Origin of the sequence: Kribbella sp. C-35 (assembly GCF_046549195.1) — a bacterium.
GTDB lineage: Bacteria > Actinomycetota > Actinomycetes > Propionibacteriales > Kribbellaceae > Kribbella.
This window is the reverse complement of sequence record NZ_JAJPWG010000002.1, coordinates 1,321,340-1,339,364: the sequence shown is the minus strand read 5'-3', so window position 1 is coordinate 1,339,364 and position 18,025 is coordinate 1,321,340. Positions and strand designations below refer to the sequence as shown.

At 68.3% G+C, this 18,025-nt stretch carries 19 protein-coding genes; 15 read left to right on the top strand and 4 right to left on the bottom strand.

Annotated elements, in window-relative coordinates; genetic code table 11:
• Positions 1–44: 44 nt before the first annotated feature.
• From ACLJOO_RS18895 to valS, 3 genes are all read right to left on the bottom strand, one after another.
• Entirely contained in the window at positions 45–1,682 is a 1,638-nt protein-coding gene (locus ACLJOO_RS18895; RefSeq protein WP_410788479.1) for a DUF1841 family protein, read from the bottom strand.
• Between the two features lie 87 nt (positions 1,683–1,769).
• Positions 1,770–2,477: a hypothetical protein gene (locus ACLJOO_RS18890; protein ID WP_410788478.1), complete on the bottom strand. Its 708-nt coding sequence runs from the start codon at positions 2,475–2,477 to the stop codon at positions 1,770–1,772.
• A gap of 140 nt (positions 2,478–2,617) precedes the next feature.
• The gene (gene valS / locus ACLJOO_RS18885) at positions 2,618–5,158 is read right to left on the bottom strand and encodes a valine--tRNA ligase (RefSeq protein WP_410788477.1); all 2,541 of its coding nucleotides are present in this window, start codon (positions 5,156–5,158) and stop codon (positions 2,618–2,620) included.
• A 74-nt stretch (positions 5,159–5,232) separates the two neighbouring features.
• On the opposite strand from valS, the gene ACLJOO_RS18880 reads away from it, so the two are divergent.
• The 13 genes from ACLJOO_RS18880 to ACLJOO_RS18820 all read left to right on the top strand — a co-directional run bounded on the left by ACLJOO_RS18880 (position 5,233) and on the right by ACLJOO_RS18820 (position 16,318).
• Complete coding sequence (locus ACLJOO_RS18880) at positions 5,233–6,591, top strand: bifunctional folylpolyglutamate synthase/dihydrofolate synthase (RefSeq protein WP_410788476.1); 1,359 nt, start codon at positions 5,233–5,235, stop codon at positions 6,589–6,591.
• Entirely contained in the window at positions 6,588–6,923 is a 336-nt protein-coding gene (locus tag ACLJOO_RS18875) for a DUF4233 domain-containing protein (RefSeq protein WP_410788475.1), read from the top strand. The genes ACLJOO_RS18880 and ACLJOO_RS18875 overlap by 4 nt, the downstream gene beginning before the upstream one ends.
• A 38-nt stretch (positions 6,924–6,961) precedes the next feature.
• On the top strand, positions 6,962–7,372 hold the full coding sequence (ndk, locus tag ACLJOO_RS18870) for a nucleoside-diphosphate kinase (protein ID WP_410788474.1): 411 nt from the start codon (positions 6,962–6,964) through the stop codon (positions 7,370–7,372).
• A gap of 5 nt (positions 7,373–7,377) precedes the next feature.
• Positions 7,378–7,500 carry a hypothetical protein gene (locus ACLJOO_RS18865; RefSeq protein WP_410788473.1) on the top strand — a complete coding sequence of 41 codons (123 nt, stop codon included), beginning with the start codon at positions 7,378–7,380 and terminating at the stop codon, positions 7,498–7,500.
• Entirely contained in the window at positions 7,497–8,063 is a 567-nt protein-coding gene (locus ACLJOO_RS18860; protein WP_410788472.1) for a CatB-related O-acetyltransferase, read from the top strand. Before ACLJOO_RS18865 ends, ACLJOO_RS18860 begins: the two co-directional genes overlap by 4 nt.
• A gap of 141 nt (positions 8,064–8,204) precedes the next feature.
• Complete coding sequence (locus tag ACLJOO_RS18855) at positions 8,205–9,221, top strand: rod shape-determining protein (protein ID WP_130383542.1); 1,017 nt, start codon at positions 8,205–8,207, stop codon at positions 9,219–9,221.
• A gap of 11 nt (positions 9,222–9,232) precedes the next feature.
• Positions 9,233–10,177: a rod shape-determining protein MreC gene (gene mreC / locus ACLJOO_RS18850; RefSeq protein ID WP_410788471.1), complete on the top strand. Its 945-nt coding sequence runs from the start codon at positions 9,233–9,235 to the stop codon at positions 10,175–10,177.
• 1 nt (position 10,178) lies between these two features.
• Positions 10,179–10,712 carry a rod shape-determining protein MreD gene (gene mreD / locus ACLJOO_RS18845; RefSeq protein ID WP_410788470.1) on the top strand — a complete coding sequence of 178 codons (534 nt, stop codon included), beginning with the start codon at positions 10,179–10,181 and terminating at the stop codon, positions 10,710–10,712.
• Between the two features lie 22 nt (positions 10,713–10,734).
• The gene (gene mrdA, locus ACLJOO_RS18840) at positions 10,735–12,786 is read left to right on the top strand and encodes a penicillin-binding protein 2 (RefSeq protein ID WP_410788469.1); all 2,052 of its coding nucleotides are present in this window, start codon (positions 10,735–10,737) and stop codon (positions 12,784–12,786) included.
• A gap of 1 nt (position 12,787) precedes the next feature.
• Complete coding sequence (gene rodA, locus ACLJOO_RS18835) at positions 12,788–13,954, top strand: rod shape-determining protein RodA (RefSeq protein ID WP_410788468.1); 1,167 nt, start codon at positions 12,788–12,790, stop codon at positions 13,952–13,954.
• Between the two features lie 69 nt (positions 13,955–14,023).
• Positions 14,024–14,740 carry a hypothetical protein gene (locus ACLJOO_RS18830; protein WP_410788467.1) on the top strand — a complete coding sequence of 239 codons (717 nt, stop codon included), beginning with the start codon at positions 14,024–14,026 and terminating at the stop codon, positions 14,738–14,740.
• A 55-nt stretch (positions 14,741–14,795) separates the two neighbouring features.
• Positions 14,796–15,086 carry a carboxymuconolactone decarboxylase family protein gene (locus ACLJOO_RS18825; RefSeq protein WP_410788466.1) on the top strand — a complete coding sequence of 97 codons (291 nt, stop codon included), beginning with the start codon at positions 14,796–14,798 and terminating at the stop codon, positions 15,084–15,086.
• Positions 15,087–15,532: 446 nt separating this feature from the next.
• On the top strand, positions 15,533–16,318 hold the full coding sequence (locus ACLJOO_RS18820) for an inositol monophosphatase family protein (RefSeq protein ID WP_410788465.1): 786 nt from the start codon (positions 15,533–15,535) through the stop codon (positions 16,316–16,318).
• On the opposite strand, the gene ACLJOO_RS18815 is transcribed toward ACLJOO_RS18820, so the two are convergent.
• Positions 16,315–16,725 carry a DUF2000 domain-containing protein gene (locus tag ACLJOO_RS18815; protein WP_410788464.1) on the bottom strand — a complete coding sequence of 137 codons (411 nt, stop codon included), beginning with the start codon at positions 16,723–16,725 and terminating at the stop codon, positions 16,315–16,317. The two genes, ACLJOO_RS18820 and ACLJOO_RS18815, sit on opposite strands and share 4 nt — an antisense overlap.
• A 79-nt stretch (positions 16,726–16,804) precedes the next feature.
• On the opposite strand from ACLJOO_RS18815, the gene ACLJOO_RS18810 reads away from it, so the two are divergent.
• Together ACLJOO_RS18810 and pcaD are read left to right on the top strand one after the other, a co-directional pair.
• On the top strand, positions 16,805–17,260 hold the full coding sequence (locus ACLJOO_RS18810; protein WP_410788463.1) for an Lrp/AsnC family transcriptional regulator: 456 nt from the start codon (positions 16,805–16,807) through the stop codon (positions 17,258–17,260).
• A gap of 10 nt (positions 17,261–17,270) precedes the next feature.
• Positions 17,271–18,014 (top strand): 3-oxoadipate enol-lactonase, encoded by a 744-nt coding sequence (gene pcaD, locus ACLJOO_RS18805; RefSeq protein ID WP_410788462.1) that lies wholly within the window; start codon positions 17,271–17,273, stop codon positions 18,012–18,014.
• Positions 18,015–18,025 lie beyond the last annotated feature (11 nt).

Genomic DNA, 18,025 nt, shown 5'->3' with positions numbered 1-18,025 from the left:
ATGTTCAGCAATGAACATACCAAATCTGGTTGTCTTGTGGTGCCTCAGTCGCCGAGCTCGTTCAGCTCCGCTCGGTAGCGGGCGAGGTCGAAAGGCTCCCGGCGGGTGAGAGAGGCGTGCGTGAGGGGCATGAGCACGTGACCGATGGCGTGCAGGATGTCGTGACGGTCGTGACCCGCGTCGAGCAGTCTGCGGGCCGCGGCCCAGACTTCCGGCGGATCGTTGTCCCACAGTTGATTCGCGACGATCTCGTGCATCACTAGGTGCAGGCGGGGATTCACTCCGTCGATCTCGCCGTCGAATGCCGGATCAGCGAGCGCCTCGTGATACTCGGGATGCTCGCCCTGGATCAGCAGCCCACGTTCGTCCGGGTCGTTCGGATCCAGCCGCGGGAAGTCCTCGTCTCCGATGCGGGTGCCGACGTAGGGCATCGCGAACGTTCTCCGGTCGAGCGCGTCCTGTAGGTCGTCGATGGTGGCAGCCGGGTCAAGCCCCTCCAGCAGCGCCCGTCCGGGCGAGGCGTTGGCGATGTCGTCGTACGCCTCGTCGAAGTGCCCGAGGCATGCCCCGGTGAAGGTGAGCAGCTCCTCGAGTGCCGCGGATGGCAGGCCTTGGCGACGAGCCGACCATTGGATCCACGCCGGCACGAGCTCCGGCAGCAGCATCCGATCGTCGGGTTCGAGAACGGCCTTCTTCGGCAGCCAGCCGAGCAGGAAGATCTCCGTTTTGGCCGGGCTGACCCGGAGCAGCTTGCCGTCGTCGTAGTCGGCGCCGTAGTCCACGATCAGCCGCGCGCAGTACGCCGGGTCGCCGGTCGACGGAAGGTCCGCGGCTTCGGGTGCGGCGAGGAACTCTCTGACGATCTCGGCTCGTTCGTCCTCGTCGATCTCCACGGGCTCAGTTCGCTCGGGTGGCTCGGGGAGGGCGGTCAGGCGGTACAGCGCGAAGGCCCGCAGCTCGGCGAAATCGGACGAAACCTCGGGCTCCCAGGTGTTGTCGGTCGCCTCGAGAGCGTCTTCGAGCAACCTCCGCGCCGCGGCCGGATCCATCGTTTCCAGGAACATGGTGCCAGCGGCCTCCTCCGCCCCCTGACGCATCAACTTGAGCAGGTCTTCGACGTCCTCGGCGAGCAGAATGTCCTTCGCCCAACCGCCGAGATGGTTGAAGTCGACCATGATCGATATGCCGTGCCGACGTCCCGCCCGCTCGAACGCACACAGCACGCTGGCCCCGTCGCCGTACACGTCGCGTAGCGCCCAGCAGCCGACTGTGGTCACTTGATCGAGGTCGGCTGACCAGGTCGGCTCGGGAGCACCGCGGGCGATCAGGTCGGCCGACAGCCGTTGCGCACGTGCCGCCAGCTCCGCAGTCGGCGCCATCGCTACAACTGCACGGGCCAGGGCCACGCCACCCGCTGTCGTCCGGTACCCCGCTGCCTCGAGAACCGCCTCCAGTGACTCATGGTCGTCACCGCCGAGATCTCCTGTCTGCCAGCCATCGCCGCACAGAATCGAGACCAGCGTCTCGGCGTCGAGCGGATCTCCGCCGCGGGCGATCTGATCGAGCTTGTCGAAGATCTCGCGATACATCGCGTCCAGCTCACGTTCCGCCGAGCGGCGTCCACGGGACTGGTTGCTGCGACTGTTCTTGTTCGGCTTCTTCCGGCTGCGGCTTTTGGGCACACTCCACAGTCGCAAAGCCGACCGCCCACGGCCAAATATGCCGGTCCGGTCACTCTGCGGATGGAGTGACGAGCCGGCGTACGGCCGCTACCTCATGGCTTTGAAGGCTTCTTCGGCTACGGGTTCTACCTGGTCTACTGCGACGCCTTCGTTGGCGGACTGGGCTATGACGGTGAGGGTGTTGGAGCCGCGGTAGCACTGGGTCGGGAGGTTGCCGACGGCCTCGATGCAGGTGGAGTTGCCGATCTTCTTGATCTTGTCGGCGCTCGCACCGGAGTCCGCGACGACCTTGTCGATGTCGACCCGGCCGCGGAGTGCGATCAGGACGTAGAACCGGTCGCCCTCGAGGCTGCCGTACGCCTCGACCATCACCTTCTTGCCGTCGTTGATCCGGCTCAACGCATCACGGGTCTGATCGAGCCGCGCCTGACTGCGGATCTCCGGGTCGGTGATCCGGTCGAGGCCCGCGACCTTGGCGGGCGGGGTGATCGCACGCTCCGCGTTCAGCCGGCTGAGCGGCCCGAGACCCCACAAATACCCGAGCACAGCCAGCACGATCAGCACAACAACCGCACTGCTAACAGTCACCCAAGGCCCACGAACCTTGAACCGCCGCAACCCCTTCTTCTTCGGCTGCTCACCCACACCCGTCGCCACAGCACCCGTCGCCACAGCACCCGTCGCCGGAGCACCCGTCGCCGGAGCGACCGGGGGGACGGGGGCCAGTTCGGTGGTGTCCGCGCCGGCGTCGTCGGCCTGGTTCTTGGGATTTGCCGGGTTGGTGGGGTCGCTCATCGATTGGCTCCTCGGACGTCAGGGTCACGGGGTGCAGCGGTCGGCTCGTCCCGATGGTTCCACATCATGACAAACCGTAGTCGAACCTCAGAACGCAGAAGTGCCCGCCTCCCCAACAGGAGACGGGCACCTCTGTGGCGTCAGAGCGTCGCGACGACCTTGACCGTGTCGGAGTCGTCCGCGTGCCAGACGATCTCGCCGGTGATCCGGCCGGCGGCGCGCAGATCCGGCTCGGCGAGCTCGGCGAGCGCCAGTCGCGCGGCGGGCCCGGTGACCTCGACCTTGGAGACCTCGGTCTTCATCGACACCTTCTCCTCGGACTTCGCGCCGCGGATACCCGCGAGGACCTCGGAGACCGCGTCCAGCACCTCGGGCTCCTGCGCGGCGACGGCCAGGTCGCCGTCCGGCGTCGGCCACGACGACGTGTGGATCGAACCCTCCTGCCACCACGACCAGACCTCTTCGGTCGCGAACGGCAGGTACGGCGCCAGCAACCGGAGCTGCACCGACAACGCCACCGCGAGTGCCGCCTTCGCCGAGGCAGCAGCGGCGTCGCCCTGACCGCCGTACGCACGCTCCTTGACCAGCTCGACGTAGTCGTCGCAGAACGTCCAGAAGAACCGCTCGCTGATCTCCAGCGCCCCGGTGTAGTCGTACCGGTCGAAGGCCGCCGTGGCGTCGGCGACGACCGCCCGCAGCCGCTGCAGCATCGCCAGGTCGACCGGCTCGGTGACCAAAGCCGGGTCGACCGTGGTCGCCCCGAACCCGAGAACGAACTTCGACGCGTTCAGGACCTTGATCGCGAGCCGGCGCCCGACCTTCATCTGCGACTCGTCGAACGGCGAGTCCAGCCCCGGCCGCGCCATCGCGGCCCGCCAGCGCACCGCGTCCGACCCGAACTTCTCCAGGACCTCGGTCGGCAGCACCGCGTTGCCCTTGGACTTGGACATCTTCTTGCGGTCCGGGTCGACGATGAAGCCAGAGATCATCGCCACCCGCCAAGGCAGCACGCCGTTCTCGAACTGCGCGCGCACGACCCGGCTGAACAGCCAGGTCCGGATGATGTCGTGCGCCTGCGTGGCGAGGTCCGTCGGGAAGGTCCGCTCGAACAGGTCCGCGTCCCGCTCCCAGCCGCATGCGATCTGCGGCGTCAGCGACGACGTGGCCCAGGTGTCCATGACATCCGGATCTGCCTCGAAACCACCCGGCTTGCCGCGCTGCGCCTCGTCGTAACCGCGCGGCGCCTGCGAGGTCGGGTCGATCGGGAGTTCGGCCTCGGACGGCATCAGCGGGTGCTCGTAGTCCGGCTCCCCGTCGTGGTCCAGCGGATACCAGACCGGGAACGGGACACCGAAGTACCGCTGGCGGGAGATCAGCCAGTCGCCGTTCAGCCCCTCGACCCAGTTCAGGTACCGGTGGCGCATGTGGTCGGGGACCCAGGTGAGCTCGTTACCGAGCTCCAGGAACTCCTGCTTGAGCCCGGCGTCGCGTCCGCCGTTCGTGATGTACCACTGCCGGGTGGCGACGATCTCGAGCGGCTTGTCGCCGTTCTCGTAGAAGTTCGCCATCCGCTCGGTCTTCTTCGGCTCGCCGTCCAGGTCGCCGGACTCCCGCAGCTTGCCGACGATCAGCTCGCGCGCGCTGAACACGGTCTTGCCGGCCAGCTCGCCGTACAGCTCTGAACCCTCGAGCCACGCCGGGGTGTCACGGAGCAGCCGGCCGTCGCGGCCGATGACCGTACGGACCGGGAGCTGCAGCTCGCGCCACCACTGGATGTCGGTCTGGTCGCCGAAGGTACAGCACATCGCGATGCCGGCGCCCTTGTCCATCTCGGCGGCCGGGTGTGCGAGGACCGGGATCTCGACCCCGAACAGCGGCGACGTCACCGTCGTACCGAACAAGGGTTTGTAGCGGTCGTCGTCCGGGTGTGCGATCAGCGCGACGCAGGCCGGGATCAGCTCCGGGCGGGTGGTCTCGATGTAGATCGGGCCGTCGGCGCCGTGGAAGGAGATCCGGTGATAGGCGCCTGCGTACGATCGGGGCTCCATCTCGGCCTGCGCGACCGCGGTCTGGAACGTGACGTCCCACATCGTGGGCGCCTCGGCCAGGTACGCCTCGCCGCGGGCGAAGTTGCGCAGGAACGCGCGCTGCGACGTACGCCGGGAGTCCTCGGAGATCGTGGTGTAGAGGTACGACCAGTCGACGCTCAGGCCGACCTGCCGCCACATCGCCTCGAACGCCTGCTCGTCGATATGCGTGAGCTCACCGCACAGGTCGACGAAGTTCTGCCGGGAGATCGGGACCTGCTTCTTCGGGTCAGGCTTGGCCGGCGGGGTGAAGTCCGCGTCGTACGGCAGCGAGGGGTCGCACTTGACGCCGTAGTAGTTCTGGACCCGGCGCTCGGTGGGCAGGCCGTTGTCGTCCCAGCCGATCGGGTAGAAGACCTTCTTGCCGCGCATTCGCTGGTAGCGGGCGACCAGATCGGTGTGGGTGTAGCTGAAGATGTGCCCGACGTGCAGCGACCCGGAGACCGTCGGCGGCGGCGTGTCGATGGAGTAGACATCGGCACGCTCGGCGGTGCGGTCGAAGGCGTAGGTCTGCTGCTCCTTCCATACGGCAGCCCACTTCTCCTCGAGACCGTCGAGGCTGGGCTTGTCTGGAACACGGGACGTCTGGCTCATGCGCACAATGTTAGTGGTTGTCAAGGGGTGCTCCGACCGGTTATCCACACCCCCCTCCTAGACTGGGCGTTCTGATGAGCGACCTTTCCTTCGCCGAGGTATCGGCACGGCTCCAGCAGCGTTGGCCGGAGCACAAGATCGAGCCCACCCTGGAGCGGGTACGGCGGCTCGTCGAGCTGCTCGGCGACCCCCAGAAGGCCTACCCGGTGGTGCACCTGACAGGGACCAACGGCAAGACGTCCACGGCGCGGATGATCGACACCCTGCTGCGCGAGGCCGGGCTGCGGACCGGCCGGTTCACCAGCCCGCACCTGGAGTCGGTCCGGGAGCGGATCACGCTCGACGGCGAACCGATCAGCGAGGAGCGCTTCGTCGAGGCGTTCGAGGAGATCGCGCCGTACCTCGACGTCGTCGACGCCGAGCAGGAGCACCCGCTGACGTTCTTCGAGGTGATGACCGGCATGGCGTACGCCGTGTTCGCGGACGCCCCGGTCGACGTCGCCATCATCGAGGTCGGCCTCGGCGGAAGCTGGGACTCCACCAACGTCGCCGACGGCACGGTGTCGGTGATCACGCCGATCGCGGTCGACCACGCGCACCTGCTGGGCGCCGATCCGGTCACCATCGCGGGCGAGAAGTCCGGCATCATCAAGCCCGGCGGTACGACGGTGATGGCGCAGCAGAGCCTGGAAGTCTTCGAGGTCCTGCTCCGCAAGGCCGCCGAGGTGGGTGCGCAGGTCGCCCGCGAGGGGATCGAGTTCGGCGTCGTCAGCCGCGCGCTCGCGGTCGGCGGCCAGGTCGTCTCGATCAAGGGCCTCGGCGGTGAGTACGACGACATGTTCATCCCGCTGCACGGTGAGTACCAGGCGCACAACGCGGCCGCCGCGGTCGCCGCGGTCGAGGCCCTGCTCGGCGCCAGCGCGGAGACCGAAGGCCGGGTCACCACCGAACTGCTGCAGGCCGGCTTCGAGCAGGTCACCAGTCCCGGCCGGATGGAGGTCGTCCGGCACAGCCCGACGATCGTCGTCGACGCCGCGCACAACCCGCACGGCGCCGAGGCGACCGCGGCCACGGTCTCGGAGGCGTTCCAGTTCCAGCCGCTGATCGGCGTACTGGGCTGTATGAAGGACAAGGACGTGTACGGCGTCCTCGAAGCGTACGAGCCGATCATGGAAACGGTCGTCTGCACCCGGAACAGCTTCGTCGAGCGATCGATGCCGGCCGAGGAGCTGGGGCAGCTGGCCGCCGAGGTGTTCGGCGAGGAGCGCGTCCTGGTCCGCCCGCACCTGATCGACGCGATCGACGACGCGATCCGGCTCGCCGAGGAGAACGCGGTCGCGCTCGGCAGTGGCGGCGTACTGATCACCGGATCGGTCATCACCGCCGGCGAGGCGCGGGCGCTGCTGGTCCGCAAGGGGAAGGGCGAGCAGTGAGATCGCTCGCGTCGATCGTGCTCGCGTTCGAGTCGATCGTGCTCGCCCTGGTCACGCCGGTGATGATCTCGGTCGCAGACATCCGTCCTGCTGTCGCTGTGCCGGTCTGTCTCGGCCTGGCGGCGCTCGCGATCGTCTCGGCCGGGCTGCTCCGGTTCCAGGCCGGCTACGTGCTCGGTTCGGTGGTCCAGGTCGGCGCGGTCGGGCTCGGCTTCGTCGTCTCCGTGATGTTCGTCCTCGGCGTCTTCTTCGCGGCCTTCTGGGTCGCCGCCATCGTCCTCGGCCGCCGCATCGAGGAAGCCAAGAAGGCACACCAGGCACAGACCGGTTAGGCTCATCCGCCCCGGCTACTTCGAGAGAGAGTTGACAGATGTCGCAGCGCACCCTGGTCCTGCTCAAGCCCGACACGGTCCGCCGTGGCCTGGTCGGTGAGGTGCTGGGCCGGTTCGAGGTCAAGGGGCTCCGGATCGTCGCCATGGACCTGCGCACGATCGACGGCGAGCTGGCCGACCAGCACTACGCCGAGCACGTCGAGAAGGCGTTCTACCCGCCGCTGCGCGACTTCGTCACCAGCGGTCCGCTGGTCGCGATGGTCCTCGAGGGCGACGAGGCGATCGAGGTCGTCCGCGCCCTGAACGGCGCCACCGACGGCCGCAAAGCCGCCCCCGGCACCATCCGCGGCGACCTCTCCCTGTCCAACCGCGAAAACCTCGTCCACGGCTCCGACTCCGAAGAGTCCGCCGAGCGCGAAATCAAAATCTGGTTCCCCGACCTCCCCTGACCAGCATGCAACCTCTCGCGGCGGCCATCGTGATCGAGACCGGGCGGGTCGAGCGGATCCCCGGGGGCATCTACGGCCCGGTGCAGCACCGCCTCGACGCAGTGTGGTACTGCTCAAGCCGTTGGTGAAGTCGCCGTTGATCGAGGTCGGCGAGTTCACGTACTACGACGATCCTGACGATCCGACCGCGTTCGAGACTCGCAACGTGCTGTATCACTACGGTCCGGAGAAGCTGGTCATCGGGAAGTACTGCGCGCTCGGTGAAGGCGTGAAGTTCGTCATGAACGGCGCCAACCACCGCATGGACGGCCCGTCGACGTTCCCGTTCCCGATCGTGGGCGGCTCGTGGTCGGAGCACTTCGACCTGATCACGGGTCTGCCCGGACGCGGCGACACCGTGATCGGGCACGACGTCTGGCTCGGATACCGGACGCTCGTGATGCCCGGCGTCCGGATCGGTCACGGCGCGATCGTCGCGTCCGGCTCGGTCGTGACCAGCGACATCCCCGACTACGGCGTCGCCGGCGGCAATCCGGCCAAGCTCATCCGCCGCCGGTACGCCGACGCGGACGTGGACCGGCTGCTCGCGATCTCCTGGTGGGACTGGCCGCTCGAGCACCTCACCGCGCATGTTCGCGCGATCATGTCCGGCACTGTCGACGATCTGGAGAAGGCCGCCGGATCGCTGTAGTTGCAGGCCGTTGCGGACTGCAGGTGAATGGACCGATACGATCTGTCCTGGGCGGACCGGTCGTGTCGGTCCACGGGCTGTGCGCGGGCGGCGCTTAGCCTGAAGGCGGGTCGATTGGGAGGTGCCGCGGTGGCTAACAGCATGCTGGGCCGCGACATGGCGGTCGATCTCGGGACGGCGAACACCCTGGTGTACGTGCGTGGCCGCGGCGTCGTGCTGAACGAGCCGTCCGTGGTCGCGACCCGGACGGACGAGCCGCGCGAGGCGGTCGCGTTCGGGCACGAGGCGAAGAAGATGATCGGCCGTACGCCGGGCAACATCACCGCGATCCGGCCGCTCAAGGACGGCGTGATCGCCGACTTCGACGCCGCCGAGCAGATGCTGCGGTACTTCATCCAGCGCGTGCACCGCCGGAGGTACTTCGCGAAGCCGCGGATCGTGGTCTGCGTGCCGTCCGGGATCACCGCGGTCGAGCAGCGCGCGGTCCGCGACGCCGGGTACATGGCCGGCGCCCGCAAGGTGTACATCATCGAGGAGCCGATGGCCGCCGCGCTCGGCTCGAACCTCGAGGTCCGCGACGCCACCGGCAACATGGTCGTCGACATCGGCGGCGGTACGACGGAGGTCGCGGTCATCTCGTTCGGCGGCATCGTCACCAGCCAGTCGATCCGGGTGGCCGGCGACGCCATCGACAAAGCGATCGTGAACTACTGCAAGAAGGAGTTCTCGCTGCTGCTCGGCGAGGCCACCTCGGAGCAGATCAAGATGACGATCGGGTCGGCGTTCCCGACCACCGACGGACCGGACAGCGAGATCCGCGGCCGCGACATGATCTCCGGCCTGCCGCGGACCGTGAAGGTGTCGTCGGCGGACATGCGGCAGGCGATCGAGGAGCCGATCACCGCGATCGTCGACGCGGTCAAGGCCACCCTGGACAAGACCCCGCCGGAGCTGGCCGGCGACATCGTCGACCGCGGCATCGTGCTGACCGGCGGCGGCGCCCTGCTGAAGGGCATGGACGAGCGGCTGCGGCACGAGACCGGCATCCCGATCCACGTCGCCGAGAACCCGCTGGACGCGGTCGTCCTGGGCGCCGGCAAGTGCGTCGACAACATCGAGACCCTCAACCGCATCCTGGTCACCGACAACCGGCGCTGAGGTAGCAGGCGATGCTCAAAGACCTCGGTACCCCGGCGACCAGGAGCGCGTTCCGGTCGGCGGGGGAGACCCCGCTGCGTTCGGCCGGTACGCCGCGGGACGTGCGCCGCCGCCGGACCGTGCTGGTGCTGGTGATCCTGGCCTGTTTCACACTGATCGTGCTCGACGCCCGCCGGTCGGCCGGATCGCCGGTCGAGCCGCTGCGGGAGGCCGCGGCCGGCGTGTTCGGCCCGCTCGAGTCCACCGCGACCTCGGCCCGGCAGCCTGTGGACAACCTCCGCGACAGATTCGCGGAAATGGATAGGTTGAAAGCAGAGAACGAAAAACTCAAGAAGGACAACGAGGACCTGACCCGGGAGCTGACCACCTCCGACTACGCCCGCAACCGGGCCCAGGAGCTGGACAAGCTGCTCAAGGTCGCGCCGGCGTACACGATGACGCCGGCCCGGGTGATCGGGATCGGTAGTGCGCAGACGTTCAGCCACACGGTCACGATCGACGCTGGGACGGCGGACGGCGTGCACACCGACATGACCGTGCTGAACGGCACCGGTCTGGTCGGCCGGGTGGTGCGCACCACCCAGGGGACCGCGACCGTGCTGCTGATCGGCGACCGGAACTCGACCGTGGGCGGCCGGCTGAACGCGTCGATGGCGCTCGGGTTCGTCTCCGGGCGCGGCGAGGTCGGCGGCACCCTCGACTACAAGCTGATCGACCCGAAGGCGCGGCCGAAGGTCGGCGACCGGATCGTCACCTGGGGCTCCAGCGGCAACGCGCCGTACGTGCCGGGGGTCCCGATCGGCGTCGTCACCTCGGTAACGGCGAACGAGGGGTCGCTCGGGTCCACCGCGACCGTCAAGCCGTCTGTCGATCCGACCCGGATCGACACCGTCGGCGTCGTGACCGGGCCACCTGCCCGACCACCGCGCGCACAACTACCAGGGAAGGGGAACTGACGTGATCGCACTACGCATCGGCTTGGCTGCCCTCTTCCTGATGGTGGCCGTGACCGTGCAGACGTCCGTGCTGACGAACATCGCGGTCGCCGGGGTGACCTGCGACCTCACGCTGATCGTGGTGATCGCGCTGGCGCTGTCCCGCGGGCCGGAGTGGGGCGCGATCGCCGGTTTCGTGGGCGGTCTGATGCTGGACGTCGTACCGCCCGCCGACCACACCGCCGGGCGGTGGGCGTTGTCGCTCGCGATCGCCGGGTACATCGCCGGGCTGATCCGCCGCGAGACCTCCGGCAGCCCGGTCGGGCCGCTCGGCGTCGCGCTGACGGTCGTGCTCGGGACGGCGGTCTCGTTCTTCATCTACAGCGCGACCGGATCGTTGCTGCACGACCCGTCGGTCGACTGGGGCGAGTTCGGCGTCCGCCTCGGCATCGCCGCCGGGTACGACGTGGTCGGCGCGATCGTGGTGATCCCGCTGGTCATGTGGATCATGGGCCGCGTCCAACCCGCCCGCGAACGCCGCCGAGTCGCGCCATGAGTACCTATCTAGGCTCGTTGCCATGAGCTGGGACGGTTTCGAGGCGCCGCTCAAGGCCCGGCTCCGGCTGTTTGTGATCGGGGTGCTGGTCTTCTCGTTGCTGTGCACGCTGTTCGGCCGCCTCTGGTACATGCAGGTGATGTCGAGCGCGGACTACAGCCAGGCGGCCACCCAGCAGCACATCCGGCAGGTGCTCGTCCCGGCTCCGCGCGGCACGATCGTCGACTCGCAGGGCCGCACCCTCGTCGGCAACCGCGTCTCGGTGATGATCACGGTCGACCGCTCGGTGCTCGCCAAGCTCCCGGACAGCCAGCAGAACGTCGTCCTCGCCCGCCTCGCGAAGGTGCTCGGCCAGAAACCGAAGGACCTGAAGGCGCGCACGATGCTGTGCGGTGAGCCGGGCGCGTCCAAACCACCCGCCTGCTGGAACGGCACGCCGTACCAGCCGATCCCGGTCGCGAAGGACGTCAGCGAGCAGGTCGCGATCGAGGTGATGGAGCGCCGCGAGGACTTCCCCGGGATCACCGCCGACTCGCAGACGCTCCGCGCGTACCCCTCGCCGTACAAGGTGAACGCGGCGCACATCCTCGGGTACCTGTCGCCGATCACCACCGAAGAGCTCGAGGACATGGACAAGGCCGGACAAGACTCGGTCCCGCACCGCTCGGACCTGGTCGGCCGGGCCGGCGTCGAGCGGTCGTACGACAAGCTCCTGCGCGGTACGCCGGGTGAGAAGGACGTGATCGTCGACGCGGTCGGGTACACCACCGGCATCAAGAAGCAGACCGCTCCGATCCCGGGCGCGACGCTGGTGACCACGATCGACGCGCGCATCCAGGCGTCCGTCGAGGCCCAGTTGAAGAACGCGATCATGACCGCGCGGAAGCAGACCGACCCGGTCACCCACCGCAAGTACGTCGCCGACTCCGGCGCCGCGGTCGTGATGGACACCAAGACCGGCCGGGTCGTCGCGATGGCCAGCTACCCGACGTACGACCCGGGGGTCTGGGTCGGCGGCATCACCCAGCGCGAGCTGGACGCGCTGTACTCGACGAAGTCCGGGACGCCGCTGGTGTCCCGCGCGCTGCAGGGCCAGCTGGCGCCGGGGTCGACGTTCAAGCCGATCACCACGGCGGCCGCGATGAGCGCCGGGTACGGCCCGAAGACGCGGCTCGACTGCTCGTCGTACTTCGAGGTCGGCAACCGCCGGTTCAAGAACTACGAGTCCGCGTCGTACGGGATGATCGGCTTCGACCAGGCGCTGGCGCTGTCCTGCGACACGTTCTTCTACCGGATCGCGTACGCGCTCTGGCTCAAGGAGGGCGGCAACTCCAGCGACATCAGCACCCGCGACCCGCTGGTCGAGATGGCGCAGAAGTTCGGGCTCGGCAAGCCGACCGGGATCGACCTGCCCGGCGAGGTGAGCGGCCGGATCGCGGACCGCAAGTGGAAGAAGACGTACTACGACGCGCAGAAGGACTACTACTGCAAGATCGCGGCCAACCCGCCCGCCGGGACGTCGGCGTTCCTGAAGCAGTTCGCCCGCGAGTTCTGCGTCGACGGGTACAAGTACCGCGCCGGTGACGCGGTGAACTTCGCGATCGGCCAGGGCGACACCACGATCACCCCGCTGCAGCTCGCAACCGTCTACTCGGCCTTGTCGAACGGCGGCACGCTGTACGAGCCGCGCGTCGTCCAGTCCTGGATCGGTGCGAACGGCAAGCCGCACGAGATCAAGCCGGTCGTGAAGTCGAAGCTCCCGGTCCCTCGGAACACCCTGAAGTACATCGACACCGCGCTGAAGGGCACCACCAAGACCGGTACGGCGGCGTGGAAGTTCCAGGGCTTCCCGCTCGACAAGATCCCGGTCCGCGCCAAGACCGGCACGGCCGAGGTGTACGGGAAGCAGACCACGTCGTGGCTCGCGTCGTACACCGATCGGTACGCCGTGGTGATGATGCTCAGCCAGGCCGGTACCGGTTCGGGCGCCGGCGGTGACGCGGTCCGCAAGATCTACGAGACGTTGTACAACATCAAGCCCGCGCCGCCCGCCGAGAAGAAGCCGGTGCAGTGAGATGGCGTTACTGACCCCGATCCGGACCCGGCCGCGGATGGACCGCCGGTCGACGGTGTGGCACGTCGACTGGATCCTGGTGTTCGGCGTGGTCGCGCTGTCGTTCATCGGCGCCCTGCTGATCTGGTCCGCGACCCACAACCGGACCTCGCTGACCGAGGGCAAACCGGACGCGTTCCTGCTCCGGCACGCGCTGAACTTCGCGATCGGCCTGGTCCTCGCGATCGGCGCCGCGGTCACCGACCACCGCCGGGTCCGGATCCTCGCCCCGCTGCTGTACGCCGCATCGGTCGTCGGACTGATCCTGGTCCTGGTGCCCGGCGTCGGCTCGACGATCAACGGTTCCCGGTCGTGGATCCAGCTGCCGTTCATGTCGATCCAGCCGAGCGAGTTCGCCAAGCTCGCGGTGATCGTCGGGATGGCGCTGCTGATCGCGGAGAAGAGCGAGACCGACCGCAACGAGGACGCCCGGACCCTCGACGTCGCGCAGGCCGTCGGGGTCGCCGCCGTACCGGTGATCCTGGTGATGCTGCAGCCGGATCTCGGGACCGTGATGGTGCTCGGGTCGATTGTGTTCGGGATCATCGCGGTGTCCGGCGTACCGAAACGCTGGATGCTGGGGCTGCTCACGGCCGGCGTGCTGGTGGCGGCGATCGCGATCAAGCTGCAGGTGCTGAAGGAGTACCAGATCGCCCGCTTCACCGCGTTCATGCACCCGTCGTCGGACCCGCAGGGCATCGGGTACAACGTGAACCAGGCGCGGATCGCGATCGGGAACGGCGGCGTGTTCGGGCAGGGACTGTTCCACGGCGGCCAGACGCAGAACGCGTTCGTTCCCGAGCAGCACACCGACTTCGTGTTCACGGTCGCGGGGGAGGAGCTCGGGCTGATCGGCGCCGGCGCGATCATCGTGCTGTTCGCGATCATCCTGTTCCGCGGGCTGCGGATCGCAGTGAACGCGCGGGACGCGTTCGGCCGGCTGGTGGCGACCGGGATCGTCTGCTGGTTCGCGTTCCAGGCGTTCGAGAACATCGGGATGACGCTCGGCATCATGCCGGTCACGGGCCTGCCGCTGCCGTTCGTGTCGTACGGCGGTTCCTCGATGTTCGCCTGCCTGCTGGCGATCGGCCTGCTGCAGAACATCCACCTCCGCTCGCACCGCCACTGATCACCCGACTGACCCGTCAGGTACGCTGCTCCCTGCTCGGCCCCCGCCCAGAGCCCCGCTGGAAGGCCCATGAACAGGTTTGTGCCGCTAGTCGCCGTCCTGACGCTGTCCCTTGCCGCCTGCGGTGGTGAGGAGGACAAGCCCGCCGCCGGTCCGCCGGCGACCACACCGACGCCGACTCCGAGCGCCACCGCGTCCACGCCGGCCGCGCCCGTCACCAGGACGACAACTGAACTCACCAAGGCGCTCCTGGAGCTCGGGGACCTGCCCACCGGCTTCGCAGAGGACAAGGACGAGGCCGACGAGGACGCGAAGCCGTTCTCGTCGTCGAGCAGCCGGTGCAAGACGCTGGTGAAGTACCTGAACGCCACCAAGGCGCCCGGCTCGAAGGCCAGCGTGGCCCGCACGTTCACGGGCGGTCAGGAAGGCCCGTACATCGACTACGGCCTCGACGCGATGGGCACCGCGGACGAGGTCACGGACCTCCGAGACGCGTACGCCAAGGCCGTTGACTCCTGCGCCAAGGTGACCCTGAAGACCGACGGCGCGGGCAGTACGTCGATGAAGGTCGAGAAGATCACCGCCCCGGAGTACGGCTCCAAGCCGTTCGCGTTCCGCCTCACCGGCACCAGCGGCCCGAAGCGCGGCCTTGAGTACGCCGCCGTCGTCACGGGCGTCGACGACGTGATCATCTCCGTCGGCGTCCTCGCCGGCCAGGGCACCGAACTCGACCCCGCCACCGAGGCGGCCGTCACGAAGGCCAGGCACGTCCTGAAGCCCGCGTGACTGGTGTCACACACCTAGTCGTCACGTAGGGCGGCCGAATCGCCGTCGTGTTGGCATGGACGAGCGGATGAACTTCAGCAAGGTCTCTCCGGCCGGCTTCCGGGCCGTGTTCGGCGTGGAGAAGTACGTGCAGGGCGTGGTGGACCACGCGTTGCTGCACCTGATCAAGGTCAGGGCGTCGATCCTCAACGGGTGTGCGTTCTGCCTGAACATGCACACCACGGACGCGTTGAAGGACGGCGAGAGCAGCCAGCGCCTGTTCGGTCTCGCGGCTTGGCAGGACTCGAGTGAGGCGTTCCATCAGATGCAGGAGCGCATTCGCCGGGACCGGCTCGGGGAGCCGTGACCGCGTCGGTCAACGCCAGCGCGGCGGACCAGGTTCACCCTCCCGTACGACGAGATCGCGGAGATCCTCGACCGTACGCCGGACGACTGCCGCCAACTGCACCGCCGGGCCGGCATGCCCTGGCCGACGATCGCAGACGCTACGAGCCCACCGCCGCGGAACAGCGCCGCCTGCTCCTGGACCGACGCCAACGGCCGCCGCCGGGCCGCCCGCAAACCCGTCGCGGGCCGGGAGAAGGTCGCCAACTTCTTCGCTCACATCTATGGGCGTGTTGGCGCGGCGTTCACTCCGGTGGACCTGATCACCGGGCCCCGGACTGAAGGTGGTTGTCCGAGGCAACCAGCACCCTTTCAACCCTGGACTCTGACGGCACCGCGATCACGGCGATTCGAGTTGTGGCGAACCCGGAGAAGCTTTCCGCGGTGTGACGTGTGTTAGATGACGGTATGAGTTCTGATCTCGAGCTGGCGATCGCGGCGGCTGCGGCTGGGGCGGCTGTGGTGCGGGGCAAGTACGGCACTGTTGTCGCTCGGTATGACAAGACGGCGACGGATTTTGCGACGGACGCCGACCTTGCGGCCGAGCGGGCGATTCTCGAGGTGATCCAAAGTGCGCGGCCGGGGGATGCGATTCTCGGCGAGGAGTACGGCGCCAGTGGAGAGGCCGATGCGTCGAGGCGCTGGCTAGTCGATCCGTTGTGCGGGACACTCAACTTCGCCGCCGGCACGCCGCTCTTCTCGGTCAACGTGGCGCTACAGATCGACGGCAGGACCAGCGCCGCCGCGATCGCGGACCCAGTCTCCGGCGAGATCTTCTGGACCGACGGCGCAACCGCAAGCGTCCGCCGCGACGGTTTCGACCTCCCGCTCGCGCCGTCGGCCGACTCGCTCCTGGTGGACGTCAACCTCGATCCGATCACGGAAGGCGGGTTTCTCGGATCGCGGCTCCTCGCGGATCCCGCCTTCCGGGCCGCGTTCGGTCAGCGGGTTCTGTCGACGACGCTTGCGGTCGCGTGGGTGGCCGCGGGCCGACGTACGGCGTATGTGACCGACGGCAACCTCCGCGACAGCGTCCACTTCACCGCCGGCCTCGCGCTCTGCCGCGCCGCCGGCTGCGTCGTCACCGACCTGCGCGGAGGTCCGCTCTACTCCGGCCCGGGAGTCATCGCCGCGGCCGATGAGAAGAGCCACGCGCGCCTGCTCGAACTCATCACCCCACACCTGCCCAACTAGCGGTAGAGCGGGAGCGCTCCAGTCAGCGAGTCGATCGAGGTGCGGGGACCGTACAGGGCTAGGCCTAAGTACTGGATGTCTTCGGGTTTGGTGCCGGCCAGCGTCGTGTACATCTGGTCGTAGGTGCGGGCCTGCTGGGCGACCTGGTGCATGTCGTGGATGGTGACGTCGGCGCGGGCCGCAGCCTCAGCCCGGAGGGTGCTCAGGGTGTCGGCCGGGGCGCGAAGGATCGGGATCGGGTACGCGCACATGCCGGTGTGGGGACTGCCGGCGGCGTCGGTGGTGTCCGGACCGACGGTGTCGTCGTGGTGCCGGCCGACGCCGACGCCGAGCAGGGCGGCGGTGTTGAGGGCGACACCGATGGGGGCTTCGGCCGCGATGATCACGACCATCTTGTTCGTCAGCACGGCCGTCACGCTAGCTCGATGGGCGGCCGATCTCGGCGTACTCCGAACATCGTTCGGCGGATCTGGGAAACTGGGCGGCATGGACGAACTTGATACGGCGCTGCTGCGGATGCTGCAGAACGACGCCCGCCGGACCAACCGGGACATGGCGGCCGAGCTCAAGATCGCGCCGTCGACGTGCCTGGAGCGGATCCGCGGGCTGCGCGACCGCGGGGTGATCAGCGGGTACCACGCGGCCGTCGACCTGAAAGCGATCGACCGATCCACCCAGGCGATCATCTCGATCAAACTCCGCCCGCAGGCGATGGCGGTAGCGACCGCGTTCCAGCAATACGTGATGGACCTGCCGCAGACGCTGGACATGTTCATGGTCTCCGGCGGCTCCGACTTCCTCGCCCACGTCGCGGTCAAGGACACCCAGGCCCTCCGCGACCTCGTCCTCGCCCTCGCCAAACGCCAGGAAATCGCCGACATCCGCAGCTCAGTCGTCTTCGAACACCACCGCCGCACCACGATCATGCCGCTGACTTCGTAGGGTGGGGGACATGCGACTGAACTACGTGGAGACAGGACCGGCTGATGCGCCCGTTGTGCTGCTCGGGTCGTCGCTCGGGGCGGATCAGGGGATGTGGGCGCCGCAGGTCGACGTACTGGCCCAGCGGTTCCGGGTGGTGGCGTTCGATCACCGGGGTCACGGCGGGTCGGAGGTCCCCGACGGGCCGTACACGATCGACGACCTCGGTGGCGACGTCGTCGAGTTGCTGGACGCGCTCGAGGTCGAGCAGGCGTCGTACGTCGGGATCTCGCTCGGCGGCGCGGTGGGCCTGTGGCTCGCGCAGAACGCCCCGGACCGCTTCCACCGCTTCGTCGTGATCTGCCCGCCGTCGAACCCGGCCGCGAACCCGCAGATGTGGATCGACCGCGCCGCGCAGGTACGTGCCGAGGGCACCCAAGCCATCACCGACGCAACCCTCGGCCGCTGGTTCCTCCCCGAGTTCAAGGACACCGACCCCGTACGACGGATGCTGGAGGACTGCCCTGCCGAGGGCTACGCCGCTTGCTGCGAGGCCCTCAGCACCACCAACCTCCTCCCCGGCCTCGCCACCATCACCGCCCCCGTCCTCGTCGTCACCGCCGACTCCGACACCTCCGTCCCACCCGAAACCGTCGTACCCCTGGCTTCCCAGATCCCCGGCGCCCACCTGGAAATCATCGAAAACGCCGCCCACCTGGTCACCTACTCCCACCCCGACGTGATCAATCCCTTGCTGCTCGCCCATCTCGGCTGAGGACTGTCCGA